Source organism: Mumia sp. zg.B17 (genome assembly GCF_019550915.1).
In the GTDB taxonomy this organism is placed as follows: domain Bacteria; phylum Actinomycetota; class Actinomycetes; order Propionibacteriales; family Nocardioidaceae; genus Mumia.
Genome location: NZ_JAHWCI010000008.1, coordinates 648,181 through 669,450, shown reverse-complemented (window position 1 = coordinate 669,450; position 21,270 = coordinate 648,181). Strand labels below are relative to the sequence as shown.

Here is a 21,270-nt window from a genome sequence, read left to right as displayed (position 1 = left end):
CGGAGGTCACTTCACGACGTCGAAGACCTGCTTCTGGATGCCGTTCGGGTATGCCTCGTGCTCGACGAGCGTGAGCTTGGTCGTATCCTTGTCGGCCTCGCTCCACAGGCGCTTGCCAGCGCCGAGCAGCAGCGGGAACACCAGCAGGTGGTATCGGTCGACCAGCCCTGCGTCGGCGAGGTTGTGGCCGAGCTCCGCGCTGCCGTGGACGAGGATCGGTCCGCCCTCCGTCTCCTTGAGCGCGGCGACGTCGTCGAGCGAGCGCAGGATCGTCGCGGGCCAACGGTCGTCGTCGGACTCGAGGGTGGTCGAGACGACGTAGCGCGGCATCTCGTTGTATTCCTTGAACTCCTCCATCGTCGGCCACACCGGCGCGAAGGCCTCGTATGACGTGCGACCAAGCAGCAGCGCGGTCGCCTCCTTCTGCTCGCGATCCTTGATCTCGTACGCGGCCTCGTCGAACTCGACGTCCTTGAACGTCCAGCCGGAGTTGCGGTAGTCGGGCTCGCCGCCCGGGCCCTCCATGACGCCGTCGGCGGAGACGAAAGCGGTGACGATGAGGGTGCGCATGGTGTCCTCCAGTGATCGGGTTGCGACCGCCACGACCCTAGTGCCGGGGCGGTTCTCGCCTCTACGCCGAACGGGGCAGCACCTTTTCGACACCGTGGCCCGAAGTTTTCTCGTCAGTCGGCGGAGCTGACTGTAAGGTCCCCGCGTGACGACGATGCTTGCCCTTATCGGGTGCTCCACCACCGACGGGGAGCCGGGGATCCGCTCCGCGCGGGTTCACGGTGACGGCGCAATCGAGCCATGCGGAGCGCTCGCGATGGAGTCGCCCTCGTGTGTCGTCTGGCACCCGAGACTGCCGGTCGCCTACGCCACGAACGAGACGCTCGCGGGCGGTATCACCGCCGTGACCGTGGCGGAGTCCGGTGCGATGGAGGTCATCGGGACGGCCCCGACCGGCGCAACGCCGTGTCATGCCGCCGTAACCCGCGACGGCCGATGGCTGCTGACGGCCGACTACCTCGGCGGCACCGTCTCCCTCGTCGCGCTCGCGCCGGACGGACGACCGCAGGCGACGGTCGACCGCGTGCAGATGACTGGTTCGGGTCCACACCCCGAACGGCAGGATGCCCCGCACCCGCACATGGTCGCTGTGGACGTCGCCGGTGAGAACGTGCTCTGTGTCGACCTCGGTACGGACCGGCTCACCTCGCTGGCGATCACCCGCGACGGCCGGTTGGAGCGACGACACGCCTGGGTGCTGCCTCCGGGAACCGGCCCCCGCCAGGTCGTCTCCCACCCGGGCCGGGCCGGGGTGCTCGTGATCGGGGAGCTGTCGGCGACGCTGCTGCACCTGAACCTCGAGAAGCGAGGCGACTCCGATGGGGTCGCCGACGAGACCGTCGCCGAGGTGATCTCCGAGGTCCGGACGACGGCCAGTCACGAGACCACCTATCCCGCACAGATCGCCACGACCGGTGAGGGCGCCCACGTCGTCGTCTCCAATCGCGGGCCGGACTCGCTGGCGGTGTTCGACACCGGATCCGCATCGCTCGTTCGTGTCGCCGAGACGCCTGCAGGGGTCAGCTGGCCACGCCACTTCGCCGTGGTCGGCGGCTACGTCCTCGTCGTCGGCGAGCGCTCCGCTGCGATCGCCTCGTACGAGTTCGGGGTCTCAGGGCAGCTCGGTGCGCCCACGGGCCGGCTCGCGACCCCCTCGCCGACCTGGATCGCGGTGCGCCCGGCTTAGAGACTCGGCGGATGGAGATCACAGCCTGGGATTCCCTACCTACATAGGTATGCCTTACCTTGGTGAGGTGGACATCAACCCGCGCGCACCCGAGCTGACCGCTGACGGCGTCTGCGCGGCGTACGGCTCGGCCGTTGTGGTCGACGACGTGAGCATCGCGCTCGTCCCCGGCCGCGTGACCGCGCTGATCGGTCCGAACGGCAGCGGCAAGTCGACGCTCCTGCGGACGCTCGCCCACCTGCACAAGGCGTCCGCCGGCCAGATCACGCTGTGCGAGGGCGAGTCCGTCACGGATCTCAAGGCCAAGGAGCTCGCCACCCGCCTGACGCTGCTCTCGCAGTCGCGCTCGGCGCCGGGTGGCGTGACCGTCCGGGAGGTCGTCGCGTACGGCCGTCACCCGCACCGCTCGCGGTGGGGCGGCGGCGATCCCGACGGACACGCGATCGTCGAGCGCGCGATGGCGATGACCGGCGTCACCGAGCTCGCCGGGCGCGGGGTCGACACCCTCTCGGGTGGACAGGCGCAGCGCGTCTGGCTCGCGAGCTGCCTCGCGCAGGACACGCCGGTGCTGCTGCTCGACGAGCCGACGACGTACCTCGACCTCCGCTATCAGGTCGAGCTCCTCGACATCGTCCGCGACCTCGCCGACGAGCACGGCATCGCCGTCGGCATCGTCCTGCACGACCTCGACCAGGCGGCCGCGGTCGCCGACGAGGTCGTGCTGCTCGTCGAGGGCAGGGTCACCGCGGTCGGCACCCCGCAGGAAGTGCTCACGACCGAGCTGCTCTCACCCGCGTACGGGGTCACCGTCGACGTGCACGTCGACCCTCACGACGGCCACCTCCGTACCCGCGCCCGTGCGCGCCACCACGCTCGTCCCACCATCGCCGTCACCCTCTGACGGCGTACCCCCATCGAAGGAGAACCCAGGCCGTGAAGCCCACCCGTACCCTGCTCGTCGCGTCCGCGGCAGCCCTCACCCTCGCGCTCGGCGCCTGCGGCACCACCGAGGACGACGCCGACGCCTCGTCGGACGGCGGCGAGAAGATCACCATCACCGACTCGCGCGGCAAGAAGGTCACGCTCGACGGCCCCGCCAAGAAGGTGGCCTCCACCGAGTGGAACACCGTCGAGTACCTCATCTCGCTGGGCGTCCAGCCGACCGCGGTGTCCGACATCAAGGGCTTCAAGACCTGGGACAAGTCCGTCGAGCTCGATGACGACGCGACCGACATCGGCACGCGCGGCGAGCCGAGCCTCGACACCCTCGCCAGCCTCGACCTCGACGCCGTCTTCGTCACCGACCAGCTCGTCGGCGACGCGATCGAGCAGATCGAGAAGACGACCCCCGTCATCGTCGTCCCGGGCGGCGACGCGAAGGATCCGCTCGGCCAGATGTGGAAGAACGTCGACCTCGTCGCGCAGGCCACCGGCACCGAGGACGAGGCGAAGAAGCTCAAGGAAGACTTCGACAAGAAGCTCGACGAGACCAAGAAGGCGGTCGACGAGGCCGGTCTCGCGGGCAAGCCGGTCGCGTTCAGCGATGCGTACGAGGCCGGCGGCGCGGTCTCGGTCCGTCCGTACCTCGACGGCTCGCAGCTCGGCGCGCTCCTCAAGGAGCTCGGCTTCGCCAACCCGTGGACCACGATCCCGGGCATCGAGGGTGACCCCGCCTACGGCCTCGGGACCACCGACGTCGAGGGTCTGACGAAGCTCCCGGCCGACACGCTCTACTGGTACATCGGCAACGAGGGCGAGGCCGACCCGTACACGGAGGCGCTCGGAGAGAACAAGGTCTGGACCGGTCTGCCGTTCGTCAAGGCCGGCAACGTGACGCGTCTCCCGGACGCCATCTGGATGTTCGGCGGACCCGCGTCGATGAGTGACTTCCTCGACGCTGTCGTCGAGACCGTCCAGGGCTCCTGACCTCCGTACCCACCCCTCGACATGACGCTCACCGCCGAGCCCGCCGCCGCGGACTCCCCTGACCTCCCGAAGCTCGACGCCGAGCCGAAAGCGTCCCTGAGGCTCGTCCTCGTGGTCGTCGGTCTGGTCGTGCTCGCCGTCGCACTCGCGGCCGTGCACGTCGTTCAGGGGACCGCGACGGTCGGGTTCGGCGATCTGTGGGCGTGGGTGACCGGCGGCGCCTCGGAGCAGGCGTCGGCGGTGATCGTCGACTCCCGGCTGCCACGCGTCGCGGCGGGGGCGGTGGTCGGCGTCGCGCTCGGCGCGGCCGGCTGCGTCATGCAGTCGATCTCGCGCAACATGCTCGCCTCACCCGACACGCTCGCCGTCAACGCCGGCGCCTACCTCGCGTTGACGGCCGCGGCGACGGTGGGCCTGCCCGGGATCCTGCTTGGGGACCTGGTGCTTGCGTTCCTCGGCGGGATGGCCGCGGCGGCGGTCGTGTTCGGGCTGGCGGGCACCGACTACGGGACCGTACGCCTGGTGCTCGCCGGCACCGTCGTCGCGATGGTGCTGATGTCGCTCGCGACGACGCTGATCATCCTCAACCCGATGGAGGCCCGCGGCATCCAGGCGTGGGAGTCGGGAGTCGTGAGTCAGAACGGCTTCGACGCCGTGCGGTTGATGGCTCCGGTGGTGCTCGCGTGCCTGGCGGTGCTCATGTTCTATGCGCGGCGCCTCGACGTGATGGTGCTCGGTGACGACGCGGCACGATCGCTGGGCGTCCCCGTACGGCAGACGCAGCTCGTCGTCCTCGTCCTCGCGGTCGTGCTGTCCGCGGCGGCGGTGACGCTGACGGGGCCGATCGGGTTCGTGGGTCTCGCGGCACCTGCCCTCGTACGGCTGGCCGCGCCGGTGGTGCCGGGCCTGCACCGGCACCGGGTGCTCGTGCTGGTCTCCGGGCTGGCGGGTGTGGTGATCGTGCTCGCCGCGGACGTGCTGATCCGGGCGGTGGTCGGCGCGCAGCGGGCGGTCGAGGTGCCGACCGGTGTCGTGACGTCGCTGCTGGGTGCGTTGGTGCTCGTGTGGTTCGCGTACCGGCTGCGTGCCTCGCGCCTCGACGACGCGTCGAACGCGCTCGACGTACGTGGGCTCGGGGCGAAGCATCCGTGGGTGCTGGTCGTCGTGCTCTCGGTGGTGCTGTTCGCGCTGTGCGTCGCCGCGGTGCTGATCGGCGACCGGACGTTCCTGCTCGGTGACCTCGTCAACTGGGCAACCGGCAACGCCGGCCCGATCGTGACGAACGTGATGGGCGCGCGGGTGCCGCGTGTCGTCGCCGCGCTGCTGGCCGGTGTGGCGCTCGCGGTGGCCGGGACGGCGATCCAGGGCGTCACGCGCAATCCGCTGGCCGACCCGACGATCATCGGCGTCGCCGGTGGTGCGTCGGTGGGCGCGGTCATCGTGGTGACGCTGGTGCCCCTGGCGTCGTTCTGGGCGCTCGCGGGCGCCTCGGGCGTGGGTGCGCTCGTGGCAGCGGCGATCGTGTTCGGGTTGGCGGCGCGCGGTGGCTTTGCGACGGACCGGCTGGTGCTGGTCGGTGTCGGGGTGTCGTTCGCGGCGAAGGCGATCGTGTCGCTGCTGATCGTGACGACCGATCCGTGGAACGCGTCGAAGGCGTTGACGTGGCTGGGTGGCTCGACGTACGGGCGGTCGTACGAGCACCTGGTGCCGTTGATGATCGCGATCGTGGTGCTGGTGCCTGCGGTGATGGTGGGTTACCGGTATCTGGACCTGCTGTCGATCGACGAGGACACGCCTCGGGTCCTGGGCGTACGGCCGGGGCCGGCGCGGCTGATGCTGCTGACGTGCGCGGTGTTGCTGACGGCGACGGCGGTGGCGGCGATCGGGCTGGTGGCGTTCGTGGGGCTGGTGGCTCCGCACGCGGCGCGGTCGCTGGTCGGGCGGCGGCACCTGCGGGTGATCCCGGTGGCGGCGCTGCTGGGCGCGATCTTGCTGGTGCTGGCGGACCTGCTCGGGCGGACGGTTGCCGCGCCGACGCAGTTGCCTGCGGGGTTGCTGGCCGCGCTGGTGGGGGCGCCGTACTTCTTCTGGCTGCTGCACAAGAGCCGACGGACTGTCTAGCTGGTCGAGCAGCCCGGAGCGCTAGCGGGGGGTAACGAGACCCGATAGCTCCTCACCCATCCCCATGCTCGAGAATCTCGGGACCGCCACGACACACTTCGTCGTTCCCGGACAGGAGCAGGGTATGGAGCCCACGTCCTCGCCGTCGCCGCTGGCGCGTGAACAGCGCTTCCGCGAGATCTACGACGCGGTCTACGTCGACCTGCTGCGGTTCATACGCAGGCGAGTTCATCCGTCCCACGCGGAGGACGTGGCCGGGGAGGTCATGCTGATCGCCTGGCGACGCTTAGACGACCTCCCCGCAACGCTGTCCGACGCCCGAGCGTGGCTGTTCGGCGTCGCGCGCAACACGATCCAGAACGCCCGCCGTGGCAGCGACAGACGAGCCGCTCTCACGGTACGCCTCGCCGAGGCAGGCACGTTCGACGGCGATGGGGGAACCTTTTCCGAGCTCGTCGCTCAACGGGTCGACATCGCCTCGGCCTGGGCGCAGCTGAGCGCCTCCGACCAAGAGGCCATCGCCCTCACCGTGTTCGACGGGCTGACCACGCCAGAAGCAGCAACGGTGCTCGGCATCTCCTCCGCTGCGTACCGTCTCCGACTCTCCCGCGCGCGCCGCACCCTCCGACGTCACACAAGCTCCAGCGCGGCCGGCAACCCGACCGCGGCCGCCGCCCCTGAGGGGAGCATCCCGTGACCAAGCAGACGACTGACGACATGGACACCGCACTGCGGAGCCTCGACGCCGCCCCCGAGACCTCCCTCAGCGATGCAGAGCGACAGCACGCCGACGACACGTTCACCCGTATCGTGACAAGCCCCACCGCCGTCCCGCCTGCGAAGGAGCCGACGTGGCTCCGGCGTCGCTGGCGGCGACTGCTGCCGATCGGCGCGCTCGCCGCCGCCGGGACCGCGGCAGCGGCGCTGGCGCTCGGTGGAGGTTCGGCCTTCGCATCATGGACGTCGAAGCCAGAACCCCTCACCGCGACGGAGAGCGCCGCCGCCGCGGACACCTGCCGCGCCAAGCTCGCCTTCAACGCCAAGCGCTCCGGACGCCCTCGACCCGCCATGGCCACCACGAGCGCCAACCAGAACGTCCTGGCCGAGCGACGCGGGGGCTGGACGTACGTCTTCATCACCGCACCCAGCGGCGAGGCAACCTGCCTGATGCGCAACGCGGCGGCCGGCGAAGACCCCGCAGACCACAAGATTTACGCCAACATCGAGGAATCCACCCCAACCCCACCCCTGCACCCTCGCCAGCTCGACGAGACGGGCAACTCGGACGTCGTCACCGACGAAGGCTGGTTCCGCAAGGGGTACCTGGTCTGGATCTACGGGTACGTAGGCAAGGACGTCAAAGCCGTGACGGTCCGAACTCCCATCGGAACCGACGTCGAAGCGACCGTCGAGAACGGACGATTCGCCGCATGGTGGCCCTCAGAAGCACCCAGCAGCAAGCACCCCGAAGTCATGGGCGCGTGGCACTACACCGTCACCCTGAGCGACGGCAGCACGCTCCCAGCCACCGGCGGCTTGATGGACGAGTAGGCCGCGGGCCGCGACGGACCCGTTGGTACTTCTTCTGGCTGTTGCACAAGAGCCGACCCGGGCCGGGACCACCCCCGTTGGCCCCGGCGCCGGGCTGCTCGATCACTCAGGCGTGGGAGGAGTTGCGGCGCTTCGACCACTGCCAGATCAGCAGAGCGATGACTGCGCCGATGATCGAGCCGATGATGCCCGCCGGCTGGAAGAAGCCGTCGTCTGCGTCCTTGTGGAACAACAGGTAGCCGAGCATGCCGCCGATGAACGAGCCGATGATGCCGAGCACGATGGTCGCGACGATGGAGAGGTCTTGACGACCGGGCACGAGGAGTCGGGCAACGAAGCCGGCGATGGCGCCGACGATGAGGATGGTGATGATGAGTCCGAGCATGAGTCTCCCTTTCTTCGAGAGGCCGACTGTTGCGCCCTCTGCCCACTACGCAACCACCCCTAGGAGGGGTGTGGCACACCCCTAGGTGGGTTAGCGTGTGGTCATGAGCAATCGAGGCCGCCCCATCCAGGTCGCCCTCGTGGACGACTACGACGTCGTCGTCATGGGGGTCGCCAACATGCTTGAGCCCTACCGCGACCGCGTCGTGGTCGCCGAGCTGGACACGAACATGCCCGTCGAGGACGGCGTCGACATCGCGCTGTACGACTCTTTCGCCCAGCCGGAGTCCGATCGCGCGGAGATCAAGGCCCTCATCGACAACCCGCGCGCCCGACGAGTCGTGGTCTATACCTGGAGCTTCCACCCAGACCTCCTCGCGTCAGCCCAGGATCTTGGAGTGCACGGCTATCTGTCCAAGGCGCTCACGGCCCGAGAGCTCGTCGCCGCCCTCGAGTCCGTGCACGCGGGCGAGATCGTGGTCAGCCCTCCAGCGGCCAAGGCCCGCACCCAGGGTGGTGACTGGCCCGGGCGCGGCGAAGGCCTGACCGATCGTGAGGCGGAGATCCTCGCCCTCATCACCCAGGGCAAGAACAATGCCGAGATCGCAGCACTGACCTACCTCAGTCCCAACACCGTCAAGTCCTACATTCGCGGGCTGTACCGCAAGATCGATGTCGAGAGCCGGACCCAAGCCGTTCTCTGGGGTGTGGACCACGGGTTCCTGCCCGACAAGCGCCGCATCGAGCACTGGCGAGGCGGTCCCTGACAGGTTCCGTCACGCGGTCGGGCCGAGCGTCTCGTCCCCGGCCGACGCCGTCGGGCCCTTGAGCTCCACAAAGATCGCGTGCGTCGGGGTCTCGCCGATGTTCTCCCCGTGGTGCTGCTGCGCCGGAAGCCAGCCGACCGTACCTGCCTCGATCTCCACCTCGCGCTGCTCGTCCCCTTGGACGAGTCGTCGCCGGAACGAGGACAGCGTGTACATCACGCTGTCGGGGTGTTGGTGCGGGGCGGTGACAGTGCCGGGCTGATCGACGTACTCGAGAACGCGGACACGGTCGTTCTCGAAGATGACCTTGTAGTGATCGGGGTTCGTCTCAGCAGGATCAAGGCTCATCGTTTGAGCATGACCCCGTGGGCCGGTACGAGAAAGGTCGCTTTCAACGCCCGCCCGCGGAGTTCGTCTGCACGGGGAAGTGCCGCCACTGCCCTTCGGAGACGACCTCGACGGTGCCGTCGGTCACCGTGATGGCCGTCTGGTCGTCGATCGCGTACGCCGGACCCCCGATCTCGTCCGCCCACGTCCCGGCGCAGGCCATGGTGTTGTCGGGCTCCATGCCGAGATGCGGGAAGATCGAGAAGTCGACGATCCCCAGCGTCCCAGCACCCCGTTCACTTCTCCCTTGTTGGCGGCCTGCACTAACTCTGAGAAGCGCTGCGCCGTCTCGAGTCGACGCTTAAGGCCGATGTCCGCCAGGGCTGGTCGCGCCGTGAGGTAGACACCCACGGCGGCGACCACGGCAATGGCAATGTCTGAGTGATCGCCTAGCGCCGACGACAGGTTCTGCAGCATGTTCGCCATGCTATGGGTCGGCGCTAACTCCCTGCCGGCATACGGGGCCGCCTATGTGTGTCTAGCGGTGTGGCGTCAAAGGCATCTGACGCCGCCATGGGGCGGGGCGGTCCTGCGGGTGCTGAAGGGCACATCTCCGCCCCGCATTGGGTGTGTTCAAAACGAGCCGCGTAACTGGATTGTGGCTGGACCCGTGCTTGGGACGACATCGGGCGGGCGATGCATAGCGCCGCATCGGCCACTGGCAGCTCACTCAGGCGTAGTCGTCGTATTCGTCGCCGAAAGTTTGGACGGCGGTGTCACCCCGCTTGATGAACGAGTCTTCATCCTCGATCTCAACGACATCCGCTCGTGACGGGTCGATTGACAGCGTTTCGACGCGAGTCGGGGTGCCTGCCCAGTTTGAGCTAGACCGTAGGAGGGCTTCGGCGACGCCCGGCTTACCCGGCACGGTCCGAAACGTGCGGGCGGTGGCAAGCTTTGGCCCATCGACGCGTGTGACCTTCACGACTGTCTTTATGACTGGGATGTCGCCCAGCGGCGCGCCGGTATCGGGATCGGTGATGCCAACACCCTTGCTGTTGAGGATCGCGAACCTCATCCCGACAGCCACGCCGTCATCTTCGCCAACGTTCAATGCAAGCTCACGCCTATTGATGATCGCGGCCACCTTGCCTCGGATCGGCTCGTCACTCACGTGTCCTCATCCTCCTTGGTAATGCCCTGCTCAAGTTCCCCAGCGACCTGATCGGCAACATGTGGCATGGCGGCGTACCAGTCGCCCATCGCTTCGACGATCTCCTCTTGGATGACGCTCGTGAACACGCTCAGCTCGCCGAACACAGCTCGCCGGTCGCCGAGCTCAATCTTCGGCTGGTCAACGAGTGCATCAGCGATCTGACGTGCCGACGCGCTGCGCTGTCGGAGTAGCTCGAGTCTCCGTATTGCGCCTCGCAGGTGGGACGGATCGACGACCCCCACGCGGCTGAACGCCAGAGCGGCGCCGAGTTGGCTCACCACCGAGATGAATGCAAGAAGAGCCTGCACGGATGCAGACGGCGGCTTGTCGGTGCTGCCTGAATACGCGAGGTAAATCGGCACCGCGATTCCCAGCAACGCGAGGCCGACCCCAAGTGCGCGCTTGCCTGACCAGCGTCGACGGCGGGCGGAAATGCCGATCAAGCGCGTGCTCCTTCCGCCGACGGTGTGGCAAGACTAGGGGAATCGACCCGCATCGTGCCCTAGGGGGCCTATGGAGGTCTTGCCGGAAGGTCCGGGGCCTCCCGGCCTCCCGATGTCCGTCGCCGACAGCGGGTTCTCGGAGTTGCGTCAATCCGTGTGAAGCCAGCGGCTGGCGGGCCACGACACCCCGCCGCGTACCGTCCGGTAGCGAGGTAACCACCAAAATGGGCCACCTTGAACCGCAGCGAAGCAGACCTCACAGTCTTTCGCTCGAGTTGGTCGCATGGTCACGAATGTCGCTGCACTGAGGACTGAGAGTTCGAGAAGCCACTGCGACAAACGTCTACGGCATCTCACAGCGTCAACGTCTGGCTGCGAAGGAGCGAATCGAGAAGTCACTGCACGACGAGCGCTCAGGGCTAGAGTCACTGCGGTGGGGATCAACGTGCACCGGGGCGACCAGCCGGAAGCGCTCGTGCGCGAGTTCGCCGCGATGCTGCACGACGAGCCTGCGGACGTTTTCGCACCAGAAGTCGTCGTCGTCCCCGCACGCGGTGTGGAGCGGTGGTTGGCGCAGCAGCTCTCCCACAGCCTCGGCACCACAGCCGGCGACGACGGCGTGGCGGCGGGCCTGGAGATCATGGCGCCGCAGTCGCTCATCAGCATGCTGCTCGGCCGCGACCGGGACGATCCCTGGCAAGCGGACCGACTCGTCTGGCCCACCCTCGAGGCGATCGACGAACTCACCGGATCCCCTCACTTCGACGCACTCACCCACCACCTCGGTGCAGGCCCCGAGATCACCGACAACCCACGCGCCGAGTGGGAGCGTAAGGCGCGGCAGTCGCGCCGGTACGCCGTGGCGCGGCGGATCGCCGGGCTGTTCGCCTCGTACGCGCGAGAGCGTCCGCACATGCTCGCCGACTGGGAGAAGGGCACACCCTCTGACGGCGTCGGCGGCATGCTGCCCGACGACTTCCTCTGGCAGCCGATCCTGTGGCGGCGCACGGTCGAGCTCGTCCGCGAACGGCACGACCTGACCGAGTCGGTGACCGAACGCCACCGGCGCGTGGTCGAAGAGCTGTCGTCGAGCCAGGCAGACCTCGACCTCCCGCAACGCCTGTCCTTCTTCGGTTACACCCGCCTCGCCGCAGCCGAGCGCGAGCTGGTCGTCGCCCTGGGCGCCTGCCGCGACCTCCACCTCTGGCTGCCCCACCCCTCACCGCAGCTGTGGGCCGACCTCGACGGCCACACCTCCGTCGGAGCACGCGCCGACGACCGTACGGCCCGCCACGCCAAGCACCCGCTGCTCGCCACGCTCGGCCGCGACGTCTGCGAGCTGCAGGCGGTCCTGAGCACCGACGGCGTCACCGTCCACGACCCGCTCAAGACTGCGACGCCGACCACCAAGACAGACCGCCTCGCGCTGCTCCAGGCCGACATCCGCGCCAACCGCGCACCCGACGAGACGCGGACCACCACGCCCGACGACTTCTCGATGCAGGTGCACGCCTGCCACGGGCAGGCCCGCCAGGTCGAGGTGCTCCGCGAGGTCCTCACCGCCCTCCTCGCCGACGGTCAAGGCACGCTGCAGCCGCGCGACATCCTGGTGATGTGCCCGGACATCGAGACGTTCGCGCCGCTCATCCAGGCCACGTTCGGCCTCAGCCTCGTCCGCACCCCCGACGAGGGCCAAGACCCGTACCACCCAGGCCAGCAGCTGCGCGTCCAGCTCGCCGACCGCGCCCTCGGCGCGACCAACGCGCTGATCGACCTGGCCCACCGCGTCGTCGCGCTCGTCGCCGGGCGGATGACCGTCTCCGAGGTGCTCGACGTCGCGAGCCACGAGTCCGTACGGGCGCGGTTCGGGTTCGACGAGGAGGACCTCGAGCGGGTCGGCCGGTGGGTCACCGACGCGGGAGTGCGATGGGGGTACGACGCGGGTCACCGCGGCGAGTACCAGCTGGCCGGCCTCGACGCGAACACGTGGACCCGCGGCATGGACCGCATCGCCCTCGGCGTCGCGGTCGCCGCCGACACCGACGGCCCGTCAGCCGCGCGCGTACCCGTCGACGACATCGGCAGCCGCGACATCGAGGTCGTCGGCCGGTTCCTGGAGCTGATGGAGCGGCTCAAGCGCGCCGCCGACACCGTACGAGGCACCCTCTCGGCGCGCGAGTGGATGCGCTGGCTGCACGACACCATCGAGGCGCTCGCCGACACGCCTCCGGACGAGCGGTGGCAGTTCGCCCAGCTCGACCGCGACCTTGCCGCGATCGGCGAGACGGCCGGCGACCAGACGACGCTGCGCCTCAACGACATCCGGGTGCTCCTCGACCAGCGGTGGGGGGCACGACCCACCCGCGCGAACTTCCGGACCGGCGCCATCACGGTGTGCACCATGGTGCCGATGCGCTCGGTGCCGCACAAGGCCGTGGTGGTGCTCGGCGTCGACGACGGCGTCTACCCGCGCTCGCCCGTCGTCGACGGCGACGACGTCCTGGCCCGCAGTCCGCAGGTCGGCGAGCGCGACGCGCGCAGCGAGGATCGCCAGCTGCTGCTCGACGCCGTGATGGCGGCGAGCGAGCGCTTCGTGGCGATCTACTCCGGCTTCGACGAGCACAACGGCCAGCGCCGCCCGCCGGCCGTACCGCTCCAAGAGCTGATCGCCGCAGCAGCCCGTACGGTGACGGCGCCCGGAGACGCGGACGGCGACACCGATCCGAGCTTCGTACGGCACCACCCGCTGCAGGCGTTCGACGAACGCAACTTCCGCCCCGATGGCCCCGTGCCCGGCGGCACGTTCGACGCCGCCGCGCTCGCGGGAGCCGAGGCGCTGCGCGCGTTCCGGGCGGACCCGCCTGCCAAGAAGGACTTCCTCGACCAGCCGCTCCCTATACAGCCCGTCTCTGCCGTCACGGTCGACGAGCTGGTGGCGTTCCTGCAGAACCCGGCACGCGAGTTCCTGCGGCACCGCCTCGACGTGACCGTCCCGCGGCAGGTGGACGAGGCGAACGACGCGTTGCCGATCGCCCTCGACGGCCTGGAGCAGTGGGACATCGGCGAACGCGTGCTGCACGAGGTGCTCGACGGCCTGGCGCTCGAGGACGCCCTCGACCGGGAGGTCGTACGGGGGAGCTTCCCGCCGGGCGCGCGAGGCCGGAAGGTCCGCGAGGAGATCGCGGGCAACGTGAGGGCAATCGCCGCCGACCACGGCACCGGCCAGCCCCGGTCCGCCGACATCCGGCTCGACCTGCCCGCCTCCGAGGGCGGCGGCACCGTACGGCTGACCGGCGTGGTGAGCGCCATCCATGACGACACCGCTCACGACACCGTGTGGGTACGGACGTATTCGACGATCAGTGCGAAGCACGTCGCGGCCGCGTGGGTGCGTCTCCTGGCGCTCGCGGCGGCCGAGCCCGAGCGCGAGCACGGCGCCGAGTTGCTGGGCAAGCGGGGCGGCCTCCGGCTCTCGTCGCCCGACCCGGCGGAGGCCCTCGTACGGCTCGCGGATCTCGTACGGGTCCGGCAGTCCGGGATGCGCTTCCCAATGGGGGTCCCGCCGAAGACCGCGAGCGCGTTCGCCGCCGCGTACCGCAGGACCCGCCCCGGCGACCCGTACGGCCTGCAGCAAGCGCTCGACCGCGCCCGTCCCGTCTGGGAAGGCGGCAGGTTCTCCGGCGAGAACGACGACCCGTGGTGGCGGTTCGTCGTCGGCCCGCAGGCACGCGTCGAGGATCTCAACCGGCTCCGCAGCCTCGAATACTTCGCGCCGCGCATCTGGAATCCCATCCACGAGCACGGGGGCGAGGCATGAGCCCGACGAACGCCGACGCGATGACCAGCTTCGACATCACCGCACCGCTCCCGTCGGGGACGACGCTCATCGAGGCGAGCGCCGGCACGGGCAAGACGTGGACGCTGTCGGCGCTCGTGGTCCGGTACGTGGCGGAGCAGGGGCGGCCGTTGTCCGAGCTGCTGATCGTCACCTTCAGCCGCGCCGCGAGCCAGGAGCTGCGCGAACGCGTCCGCGCGCGCATGGCCGAGACGCTCACCGCCCTGCAACGCGGCGACGCCACAAACGACGTCCTGGTCGACCACCTGCGCGACTGCCCCGCCGACGAGCTCGCCGCGCGCATCGACCGGCTCGCCACCGCCGTGGCCGACTTCGACACGGCCACCATCGCGACCATCCACCAGTTCTGCCACTACGTGCTCAAGGGCCTGGGTGTCGCCGGCGACTCCGACTCGTACGCCACGCTGGCCGACGACCTCACCGACCTGCGCACCGACGTCGTCGACGACCTCTACCTGGCCGAGCACGTCGCGGGGTCGACCCTCGACTACGCGCAGGCGAAGGCCGACGCGCAGATCGCGCTCGACAACCCGAGCGCCGTGCTGTCACCCGCGAACGCGACCGGCCCGGTCGCGGTGCGGCTGGCGTTCATCGAGAAGGTCCGCGCCGAGGTCACGCGACGCAAGCGCCGGGCGGCGCTCCTCGGGTACGACGACCTCCTCACCGAGCTCGCCGACGCGCTGGAGGCCGACGACAGCCCGGCGCGGCGGCGGATGCGTGAGCGCTGGTCGGTGGTGCTGGTCGACGAGTTCCAGGACACCGATCCGGTGCAGTGGCAGGTGTTCTCGCGCGCGTTCGCCACCGAGGACAAGACCCTCGTGCTGATCGGCGACCCCAAGCAGGCGATCTACGCCTTCCGTGGCGGTGACGTCGCCACGTACCTGCTCGCCGCCAAGACCGCGGCGACGCGGACGTCGCTGCCGACGAACTACCGCAGCGACGCGCCGCTGGTGGACGCGCTGCAGCTGCTGATGGCGAACGTCCAGCTCTCGCCGGACATCGTCGCCCACCCGATCACCGCCCAGCGGACGGCGCACCGCCTGCAGGGAGCGCCCGACAACAGCCCGGTGCGGCTGCGCGCGATGCTGAGCGACAAGAAGCTGGCGATCGGGTCCGTACGAGAGAACGTCTACGCCGACGCTGCCGCCGACATCGCCCGCCTGCTCACCTCTGGTGCCACGTTCGACGGCGCTCCCGTACGGCCGCAGCACATCGCCGTCCTCGCGTACGCCAACCGTGACCTGCACGGCATCCGCGCGGCCCTGCGTAGGCACGGGATCCCGTCCGTCCTGGTCTCCAGTGAGTCCGTCCTCCGTACGACCGCCGCCGAGTGGTGGCTGCACCTGATGATGGCGCTCGAGCAGCCGTACCGCGCCGACCGCCTCCGCCTCGCGGCGCTCACACCGTTCCTCGGCTGGACGGCCGACGAGCTCGATGCGCGCGGCGAGCAGGCGACGGAGGCGATCTCTGCCCAGGTACGGTCGCTGGTCGCGGCGTTCCATCGCGGCGCCATCGCCGCCGTCCTGGATGTCGCGCGCAGCCAGGGGCTCGATGCGCGCGTGCTGTCGCAGGTCGGTGGCGAGCGCGACCTGACCGACATCGAGCACTGCGCCCAGCTCCTGCAGGAGCACGTCCTCGAGGGCACGCGTGCGCTGCCGAGCCTGGTCGCCTGGCTGAGGCAGCAGAGCGCCGACGGGACGGCGACCACCGCGGCGTCGCGGATCATGCGGCTCGACTCCGACGCCCTGGCCGTCACCTTGTCGACGATCCACGGCAGCAAGGGCCTGCAATATCCGATCGTCTATGCGCCGTTCCTGTTCGACCACTGGATGAAGGACGACCCGACGCCCGCGATCATCCACCGCGACGGGCGCCGGGTGCTCTCGTTCGACGCCGACGAGGTGAACCAGCCGGAGCACCGGTCGGAGGCGCTCGGGGAGAACATGCGGCTGGCGTACGTGGCGATGACGCGCGCCCAGTCGCAGGTCGTCGTCTGGTGGGCTCCCACCTGGAACACCGCCAACTCGGCCCTGCACCGGCTGTTGTTCGGGCAGGCAGGCTCTGGCGACGAGCTCTCGGCGCTGCTCGCGGCGCGCGTCGAGGGTGGTGGCGACGTGGTCGTCCCCGCGGAACGGGTGCCACTGGAGGACGCCGCCGTCTCCGAGCACCTCCTTCAGACGTGGGCCGCGCACGGCGCGTTCAGCCTCACCGAGGTCGATGGCGACCGCAGCGCCCCCGAGATGCTGGCCGAAGGGCCGACGACGCCGCTGACCGTACGACGGTTCGACCGCGCGTGGGTCGACCAGCTGTGGCGGCGGACGTCGTACTCGTCGCTGACCGCGGCCTCGCACGACGCGGGCGCGGCCACCTCCGAACCCGAGCCCGATGCGGTGGGGCGCGACGACGAGGAACCGCTCACCGTCGCTGCGAGCGTCGCCGGTGTCGAGGCTGGCGTCGGCGCTGAGGTCCCCTCTCCGATGGCGCAGATGCCCGTCGGCACCACGTTCGGATCGTTGGTGCACGCGGTGCTGGAGGACGCCGACTTCCAGGCCGGCGACCTGCACCAGGAGCTCCTCACCCGGATCCGCGAACACTCGGCGTGGTGGCCGGTCGACGTGGACCCGGACGCGCTGGCCACCGCGCTCGAAGCCGTCTGTACGACGCCGCTCGGGCCGCTCGCCGGCGGCGTGACCTTGGTTGACCTGCCTCGTACCGACCGGTTCGCGGAGATGGACTTCGAGCTGCCGCTGGCGGGCGGCGACCGCCCGCATGCGAACGCGCGGTTGGGGGCGATGGCGCCGATCTTGCGCGAGCACCTGCCGGCCGGCGATCCGCTGCGCGCGTACGCCGACGCCCTCGACGGCGAGGAGCTCGGCGGCCAGGCGCTGCTGGGCTATCTGACCGGCTCGATCGACCTGACGTTCCGGCACGACGGCAAGTTCTACGTCGTCGACTACAAGACCAACTGGCTCGGACCGCGCGACGCCGACCTGACCCTCGCCGAGTACGCACCGGCGCGGCTGGCCGAGGCGATGACCCACTCGACGTACCCGCTGCAGGCGATCCTGTACTCGGTCGTGCTCCACCGCTATCTGCGCTGGCGGCTCCCGGCGTACGACCCCGACCAGCACCTGGGCGGTGTGATGTACCTGTACCTGCGCGGCATGGCCGGCCCGGACACCCCACTGGTCGACGGGCACCCGTGCGGGGTGTTCTCGTGGCGCCCGCCGTCGGCGATGCTCGAGGACCTGTCGGCCGTGCTCGATGGTCGTACGCGCGAGGAGGCGCGATGACGGCGACGACCGGAGACTCGGCGCTCAGCATCACTGCCGAGGGGCGGTTGCGGACGCTGAACGAGGCAGGCTTCCTGGACGGCAGCGACTGCGTCGTCGCCACCCGTGTCTGTCGCCAGCTCGGCGAGGAGGTCGGCAGCGATGCTGCCCTCGCGCTGGCATTCGCCGTACGCGCGGTGCGTGACGGGTCGACCGCGCTCTCGCTCGACTCCGTTGCAGCGCTCACCGCGGACCTGGACGAGGAGGATCTCGACAACGAGCCGCCGACCGTGGGTGAGGCGGTCGAGCTGCCCGAGCCGGGAGCGTGGCTGGAGGCCGTACGTTCGTCTGGTCTGGTCGCCGCCGGCGTGCTGCGCGTCGATCTCGGGCTGGTGTATCTCGACCGCTATCACGCAGACGAGCGGCTCATCGCCGACGCGTTGCGGGCGAGGCGGGCGGCGTCCGTGCGCCCGGTCGATCCGGCAGCGGTTGACGAGGTCATGCGCGAGCCGGGCTTGGACGAGGCGCAGAAGGACGCCGTGCGCGGCGTTGCCGAGCGCGCCACCACGGTGCTGACCGGCGGGCCGGGCATGGGCAAGACGCACACGATCGATCGCGTCCTCCGTGCGTTGGGCGTCGGTCGCGGCCAGGCTCTCCGCATCGGGCTGGCCGCGCCCACCGGCAAGGCAGCCGCCCGGATGAACGAGATGATCGACGCCGACCCGACTCGCGCGTCGTCGGTCAGCCCGGCGGTGACCCTGCACCGCCTGCTCGGCAGCATCCCGGGCACCAGTCAGCGGTTCAGGCACGACGCCCGTAACCCGCTGCCCCATGACCTCGTCATCGTCGATGAAGCCTCGATGGTCTCGCTGAGCATAATGGCCCGGCTGATCGACGCGCTCGCGCCCGACGCCCGTCTCCTTCTGGTCGGCGACCCCGACCAGCTGGCGTCCGTCGAGGCGGGCTCGGTGCTCGCTGACCTCGTACGTGGCCTGGAGCCTGGCGGCAGCGTCGTCCGGCTGACGAAGAACCATCGCGTGGGAGGCGTGCGTGCTGACCTCGCAGTGGCCTTGCAAGCCGGCGACACCGACCAAGTGCTCAGCGCGGTGGATGTTGCCGGCACGGACGTCGCGTTCGTCGAGACCGACGCGCCCTCGCTCGACCTGCTCCCGCAGGTCGTCGACCACGCCGTACGGCTCCGGGACCTCGCGCTGAGCGGCGACGCGGACGCTGCTCTCACCCATCTGGACACGCTCCGGGTGCTGTGCGCGCACCGTACGGGGCCCTTCGGCACCCGACACTGGAACCAGCTCGTCGAACGGTCGCTGGCCGAGCGCGCTCCCGAGGTGGCGCTGCAGACGATGTACGTGGGGCGCCCCCTCCTGGTGACGAGAAACGACTACGGGCTTGACGTCCGCAACGGCGATGCCGGCGTCATCGTGCGTGCCGAGGACGGCCCGGTGGCGGTCATTCAGACCGCCTCTGGTCCTCTTCGGCTCTCGCCGTGGCGCCTGTCAGACATCGAGACCATGCATGCGACGACCGTGCACAAGGCCCAAGGCAGCCAGGCCGACAACGTCGTCGTCATCGTCCCGCCGCCGCGTTCACGGCTGCTCACGCGCGAGATGGTCTACACCGCAGTCACTCGCGCAGCCGGGCACCTGACGATCGTCGGCGCCCGCGATGCGATCGCGGAGGCGGTGCGGACGACCGCGCGGCGGTCCTCCGGACTGGCTGAGCGACTCATCGACTGAGACAGAAAGGAGGGCTCCCGATGGTTTCCGGTTCTGGTCACGGACGACGTCGCCGACGCGTCAGTCGGTCCCGACCGCGCAAGCGCCATGTCGTCCTCGCCGTCTCGCGTCGTTCCGCCCAAAAAGGGCTAGGTGCCCTCGTGGCGGGTGGTCGCGAATTGTCCGCTTGTGTAGCTTTAGGTGCCGCCGACCCCAAACGCTGGGCGGCGCAATAGCGGGCGCGCTCATTCCCAGTAAGCATCGCCATACGATCCATAACGTGACCGTCGCCTTTGACCAGTACCCGGTCGAACCACTGCGTGTCGTCGCCCCCGTCGGTCCAAGGTCAGCCAGAGGTTGCCGAACCCTTCCACTACGTGGCGCTCCACATCCAATCCATTTGAAGATTTCCAAGGCGGGCCCTAGCGGCGCCCTATTCGTCCTTCGGAATCGGTGAATTGACGGCGCCACCAATGCGAACTTCCTCACGCAAATCGTTGTCCGGCGAGCCTAAGTCAGGTCCTTCGCGCCGAGGACACATAACGATGGCTAGATAACTGAAATTCTCTAGCGGAACGACGCGCACAGCCACAAGCCGATGCGTTTCCCGCAAAGAGGTCGCAGCCAACACCGCAAAAAACGCTTGAATGGCCTGTCCCTCGATGCGTTCGGCTACGAAGTCGAGAATCATTGGCATCAGGCGATTCGCCGTGCGGGCGACGCTCGATGTGTTGCCGAAGCTAAGAATGTCCTCAGCCGCAGCAAAGTCCACGTGTGATGAGTGGGCGACGTCTACTTCGAGGTAGCTTTCCTCGTCCTCGTGATCAACAGCGAAACGTGCCGTCAGGCTTACATCCAGGTCGCCGTCGAACATATTGTTCAAAACGAGCGCGAGCGGGAAATCGTACCGGATCGACCCCAGTTGCCAAGTAGATACAACCTCTCGCTCCGCAACTTGCAACGTGCCGGGCACGACGTAGGTGCGTCGGCGAATTGACGCAGCGTCGCTCACCAAGCCGGACATACCGTGCTCGACCACTCCGTTAAGGATTTGCGAGGGTACTTCGAGAATTCGACAATCACTCTCATCAACAGTAAGTCCTATGCCCTGCCCGACGGTTGCAGCCATTCCCCCTCCCCGCCGCCTCCCCTGGATGCGAAGCAACGTGTTCGAGTGAAGCGCAAAGCTGACAACTCCGGATGCGCTGATGTCGTCGTGTATGATTCCTTCACTACCGACCAGGGAAAAGTTGTAATCTGACGCCAACACATTCTCTGACCGCTCCACGATTGACCATTCGGCCGACAAGCGTTCGAACGGTTCGAATGTAGTGCTGGACGTACTGAAAGTCCGCAACTCAAAGAAGTCGTTGATATCGACAGGCGGCACATCCACCGGCGGCAGTTCGTCGCCTGGGAAAATGTCTTGTGGCGAAACCGATAATCCGGCGGAAATGCTTATGCGCATTGGCGTTCCTTCTCAGAAAGTTGAAACTGGCCTAACGAAGGTGCAAGGTGCGCCTGAGAAGGGCTAGTAACGGTTGCTTTGCATAGAACGACGCGGGATCGTCAAGCTACCGTCGGACCGCCGCCACTACTCCAACGCTCAAGATATGGATGGACATCAGAGCCAAAGTATGAGTGCAAGCGAGCGAGTGTGAAATCGACCCACACCTGCGGCGGACTGCCATCCTGGGGATAATGATCGAGGAAACTTCCAAGGTGCTGGGAACAGAAGTTTCGATATGCCTCGGTGTTGAGGATAAATGCGTGCCATACGCGGTCGACCGGCCCTTTGTCCATAACATATGGCGGGTCTGTTGGTGTCAGCGTGGGCAGCACCGAGAACCATTGTAGGAACGCGGACGCCGCCTCTCGGAAAACTATGGGATCGACGATCCCACAGTCTTGAGATGCC

General features: G+C 68.7%; 17 protein-coding genes. 10 read left to right on the top strand and 7 right to left on the bottom strand.

The window, feature by feature from the left end:
• Nucleotides 1-6 precede the first annotated feature (6 nt).
• Nucleotides 7-570, bottom strand: a complete 564-nt coding sequence (locus KV097_RS16590; protein ID WP_220366494.1) for a dihydrofolate reductase family protein — start codon at nucleotides 568-570, stop codon at nucleotides 7-9.
• A 154-nt stretch (nucleotides 571-724) separates the two neighbouring features.
• Between KV097_RS16590 and KV097_RS16585 the strand changes: the two genes are divergently transcribed.
• The 6 genes from KV097_RS16585 to KV097_RS16560 all read left to right on the top strand — a co-directional run bounded on the left by KV097_RS16585 (nucleotide 725) and on the right by KV097_RS16560 (nucleotide 7,354).
• The gene (locus tag KV097_RS16585) at nucleotides 725-1,756 is read left to right on the top strand and encodes a beta-propeller fold lactonase family protein (RefSeq protein ID WP_255559798.1); all 1,032 of its coding nucleotides are present in this window, start codon (nucleotides 725-727) and stop codon (nucleotides 1,754-1,756) included.
• Nucleotides 1,757-1,823: 67 nt separating this feature from the next.
• The gene (locus tag KV097_RS16580) at nucleotides 1,824-2,657 is read left to right on the top strand and encodes an ABC transporter ATP-binding protein (RefSeq protein WP_308289470.1); all 834 of its coding nucleotides are present in this window, start codon (nucleotides 1,824-1,826) and stop codon (nucleotides 2,655-2,657) included.
• A gap of 32 nt (nucleotides 2,658-2,689) precedes the next feature.
• Nucleotides 2,690-3,682: an iron-siderophore ABC transporter substrate-binding protein gene (locus KV097_RS16575; protein ID WP_220366491.1), complete on the top strand. Its 993-nt coding sequence runs from the start codon at nucleotides 2,690-2,692 to the stop codon at nucleotides 3,680-3,682.
• 21 nt (nucleotides 3,683-3,703) lie between these two features.
• Nucleotides 3,704-5,803, top strand: coding sequence for an iron ABC transporter permease (locus KV097_RS16570; protein WP_220366490.1), 2,100 nt, complete (start codon nucleotides 3,704-3,706; stop codon nucleotides 5,801-5,803).
• Nucleotides 5,804-5,927: 124 nt separating this feature from the next.
• On the top strand, nucleotides 5,928-6,500 hold the full coding sequence (locus KV097_RS16565; RefSeq protein WP_220366489.1) for an RNA polymerase sigma factor: 573 nt from the start codon (nucleotides 5,928-5,930) through the stop codon (nucleotides 6,498-6,500).
• Nucleotides 6,497-7,354 (top strand): hypothetical protein, encoded by an 858-nt coding sequence (locus tag KV097_RS16560; RefSeq protein WP_220366488.1) that lies wholly within the window; start codon nucleotides 6,497-6,499, stop codon nucleotides 7,352-7,354. The genes KV097_RS16565 and KV097_RS16560 overlap by 4 nt, the downstream gene beginning before the upstream one ends.
• A gap of 106 nt (nucleotides 7,355-7,460) precedes the next feature.
• Here the strand turns inward: KV097_RS16560 and KV097_RS16555 are convergent, their stop codons facing one another.
• Nucleotides 7,461-7,739 (bottom strand): GlsB/YeaQ/YmgE family stress response membrane protein, encoded by a 279-nt coding sequence (locus tag KV097_RS16555; protein ID WP_139084769.1) that lies wholly within the window; start codon nucleotides 7,737-7,739, stop codon nucleotides 7,461-7,463.
• A 103-nt stretch (nucleotides 7,740-7,842) separates the two neighbouring features.
• On the opposite strand from KV097_RS16555, the gene KV097_RS16550 reads away from it, so the two are divergent.
• A complete protein-coding gene (locus tag KV097_RS16550; protein WP_139084771.1) occupies nucleotides 7,843-8,505 on the top strand; it encodes a response regulator transcription factor in 663 nt (220 codons plus the stop codon).
• A 9-nt stretch (nucleotides 8,506-8,514) separates the two neighbouring features.
• Here the strand turns inward: KV097_RS16550 and KV097_RS16545 are convergent, their stop codons facing one another.
• The 4 genes from KV097_RS16545 to KV097_RS16530 form a co-directional block, all read right to left on the bottom strand.
• Nucleotides 8,515-8,853, bottom strand: coding sequence for a cupin domain-containing protein (locus KV097_RS16545; RefSeq protein WP_220366487.1), 339 nt, complete (start codon nucleotides 8,851-8,853; stop codon nucleotides 8,515-8,517).
• 43 nt (nucleotides 8,854-8,896) lie between these two features.
• Nucleotides 8,897-9,073, bottom strand: coding sequence for a hypothetical protein (locus KV097_RS16540; protein WP_255559678.1), 177 nt, complete (start codon nucleotides 9,071-9,073; stop codon nucleotides 8,897-8,899).
• Nucleotides 9,074-9,562: 489 nt separating this feature from the next.
• Entirely contained in the window at nucleotides 9,563-10,006 is a 444-nt protein-coding gene (locus KV097_RS16535; RefSeq protein ID WP_220366486.1) for a hypothetical protein, read from the bottom strand.
• The gene (locus KV097_RS16530; protein ID WP_220366485.1) at nucleotides 10,003-10,491 is read right to left on the bottom strand and encodes a hypothetical protein; all 489 of its coding nucleotides are present in this window, start codon (nucleotides 10,489-10,491) and stop codon (nucleotides 10,003-10,005) included. The genes KV097_RS16535 and KV097_RS16530 overlap by 4 nt, the downstream gene beginning before the upstream one ends.
• 433 nt (nucleotides 10,492-10,924) lie before the next feature.
• Here KV097_RS16530 and recC point away from each other — a divergent pair, with 433 nt between their 5' ends.
• Genes recC through recD form a run of 3 tightly spaced genes read left to right on the top strand, consistent with a single transcriptional unit; the run spans nucleotide 10,925 to nucleotide 19,373 of the window.
• Complete coding sequence (gene recC, locus KV097_RS16525) at nucleotides 10,925-14,308, top strand: exodeoxyribonuclease V subunit gamma (protein ID WP_220366484.1); 3,384 nt, start codon at nucleotides 10,925-10,927, stop codon at nucleotides 14,306-14,308.
• Nucleotides 14,305-17,640, top strand: coding sequence for a UvrD-helicase domain-containing protein (locus KV097_RS16520; protein ID WP_255559676.1), 3,336 nt, complete (start codon nucleotides 14,305-14,307; stop codon nucleotides 17,638-17,640). Before recC ends, KV097_RS16520 begins: the two co-directional genes overlap by 4 nt.
• A complete protein-coding gene (gene recD / locus KV097_RS16515) occupies nucleotides 17,637-19,373 on the top strand; it encodes an exodeoxyribonuclease V subunit alpha (RefSeq protein ID WP_220366483.1) in 1,737 nt (578 codons plus the stop codon). Before KV097_RS16520 ends, recD begins: the two co-directional genes overlap by 4 nt.
• Nucleotides 19,374-19,785: 412 nt before the next feature.
• Here the strand turns inward: recD and KV097_RS16510 are convergent, their stop codons facing one another.
• Entirely contained in the window at nucleotides 19,786-20,820 is a 1,035-nt protein-coding gene (locus KV097_RS16510; RefSeq protein WP_220366482.1) for a hypothetical protein, read from the bottom strand.
• Between the last annotated feature and the right edge of the window lie 450 nt (nucleotides 20,821-21,270).